At 47.6% G+C, this 2,489-nt stretch carries 2 protein-coding genes and 1 pseudogene; all 3 read right to left on the bottom strand.

Annotated elements, in window-relative coordinates:
- On the bottom strand, positions 1 to 1,323 hold a 1,323-nt coding region (locus tag HT737_RS29970), incomplete at its 3' end, for an NAD-dependent succinate-semialdehyde dehydrogenase (protein ID WP_306287317.1).
- Complete coding sequence (locus HT737_RS29965) at positions 1,320 to 2,276, bottom strand: FAD-binding oxidoreductase (RefSeq protein WP_182404628.1); 957 nt, start codon at positions 2,274 to 2,276, stop codon at positions 1,320 to 1,322. The genes HT737_RS29970 and HT737_RS29965, both read right to left, overlap by 4 nt.
- A gap of 30 nt (positions 2,277 to 2,306) precedes the next feature.
- Positions 2,307 to 2,489: pseudogene (locus HT737_RS29960) on the bottom strand (FAD-binding oxidoreductase); the annotation flags it as partial.

The following is a 2,489-nucleotide window of genomic DNA, read 5'->3' as shown; positions in this document are numbered from 1 at the left end:
GTTGGTATATACATAGGCCGCCAAACCCATTTCTGTGTTATTAGCGCGCTTAACTACCTCGTCTTCACTATCAAACGGTAGAATTGCAGCCAAAGGACCAAATATTTCGTCGGTAGCGATCAACATGCCATCAGTCACATCAGCTAAAACGGTTGGTGAAACAAATGAACCAATTGAACAATCCGAATGATGAGCGACTACACATGCCCCTTTTTCGATTGCATCTGCAATTAAGTGACGGCATTTATCTGCCGCTGACAACCGAGTCATTGGTCCGATTTCAGACCCGACTTCGAGTCCATGGCCGACGCGCAGTTTCGACACTTTCAGGGCGAAACGCTCAACAAACTCCTTGTAAATTCCGCGCTGAACATAAATTCGATTAGCCGCAAGGCAGTCTTGACCGGATGTGGCGAACTTAGCCGCCATACAGTCATCGACAGCCTTATCAAGGGGCATATCATCGAAAATTATGAAAGGTGCATTTCCACCTAGTTCAAGCGATACTTTTTTGACCGTTGCTGCAGCCTTCCCAAGTAGCAACCGACCTACTTCAGTCGAACCAGTAAATGAGAAAGCTCGCACTTCTTTGCGCTCAAGCAAACGCATGGATAAGGACGCAGCGTCGCCAACTATGACCTGCAACACTCCCGCCGGGATACCCGCTTCTTTAGCCAATCTAATCAGGGCCAACGCTGACAATGGCGTTTCCGGGGCGGGTTTAACAATCATTGTACAACCCACAGCAAGTGCCGCAGCAGCCTTCCGAGCAATCATGGCAGAAGGGAAATTCCATGGTGTAACGCAAGCCGTCACGCCTATAGGCTGTATCACGACACTAAGATTTCTTCCTGGCTTGTGGCTTGGTAATGTCTCTCCATACAATCTTTCTGCTTCTTCCGCAAACCAATCAATGAACCCGGCTCCATACTCGATCTCCCCTCGGGACTCATCAAGTGGCTTACCTTGTTCAAGAGTAATCAAAGTAGCTAAATCTTCCTGGTGCTCCCGTATTAGCGCGGCCCACTTTCTTAACAGATTGCCGCGCTGCTTTGGCAGATAACTAGCCCAGACAGGAAAAGCGCTCACTGCGGCGTCAACCGCCTCATCGATGTATTCGACGTCAAGGCTTGAGACGCTGCAAATCAGTTGGCCGGTAGCAGGATCATTCACATCGATTGTCACCGGACTATCTAACCACTGCCCATTCACCAATGAGGATCCAAGTAACAAATCCTTTCTTCTTATCAATCTAATGCCGAGCTCAGTGTAGTCCATGAGTGAGTTCATAAACTGGACGTTTTGCAGTGTATTGTGACTCATAAAAACTGGTCCTTTATTCCATAGTAAGAATAAGCTGCTCTCAACTGTGCCTCACGGAGACATGGCAACTCAAACCGCGGCAACTGTTTTCTAAAAAGAGTAATATTTGGCTCTTCTGGCTGCCCCGCAACCTGGGCAGCAACGAGGCGACCGAAGTGAGAAGCGAGAGCAACGCCATTACCCATGTATGCAATTGAATAATGAACTGAGGGGTCCTCAGTAACACCCATATGCGGATGTTTGTCGCGAGACAGACACACCCAACCACGCCAGAAATATTCAACTTCGACGGACGCAAGACTCGGAAACATGTCGACCATTCGTTTGATCAGCCAATCATATGCCTGCTTGTTCCGACTGCCTTCATCGCGAATTCCGCCACGAGCACCAAAAAGAAGCCGACCGTCGGGCAACAACCGATAGTAAAAAACAAGCTTACGAGTATCGCTCACCATCATGGTGGTTTTAAGTCCAGCTTTAACCTGCTCCTGGGGAGTCAATGGACGCGTAACAGCTATATTTGATATAGCTGAAAGAACGCGTCCAGCCAACCATGGATTTAATGAATCCAACGTGTATCCAGCAGTCGCTATTACTACATGGTCAGCGACTAAGGTACCTTCAGGCGTTTTTAGGACATGCTGGCCGCCCTTCTTAGTCCAACTCAAGACCGGTGACTGATCGTGGATCGTTGCACCGTGGTCGATTGCTGCTTTTGCCATTCCGCGAGCGTATTTGAGCGGATGAAGTCCGAACCCATCAGGGTAGATCAGCCCACTATACCCTTCAGTGCTACCAATATAATTTTGTCTAAGATTCTTCTCGTCAATAAATCCAGTTTCATAGTTGAAACTATCTTTAAGAAGTCGCTGGGTTGATTTTAGTCCATCTATTCTAGAAGGTTTGTGAGCGATATTTATCCAGCCGGTTTCAGCGCGCTCGACGTCGATCATATTTTTCGCGCACGATATCTTCTACAGTTTTTACTGCTGAAAATCCGACGTCAAATTGCTGTTTTTGCTTCTTTTAAGTCCGTATTGAGCTACGGTGTCTGCATAGTCATCTTTACCTACACAAATCATTGCAAAACCGCCATTTCGGCCGCTTGCCCCCCATCCAACTTTATTGGCTTCTAGAACGGTCGCTTTAATACCATGCTTTTTTGC

The organism is Pseudomonas sp. MD195_PC81_125 (assembly GCF_014060985.1).
GTDB classification, from domain to species: domain Bacteria; phylum Pseudomonadota; class Gammaproteobacteria; order Pseudomonadales; family Pseudomonadaceae; genus Aquipseudomonas; species Aquipseudomonas parakoreensis.
Note: the sequence above shows the minus strand (reverse complement) of the source record. Positions and strands in the feature narration are given on the sequence as shown.

Excerpts from the sequence above, each read along its gene's own strand:
- HT737_RS29965 (WP_182404628.1), bottom strand. The coding sequence starts at position 2,276 with ATGATCGACGTCGAGCGCGCTGAAACCGGCTGGATAAATATCGCTCAC.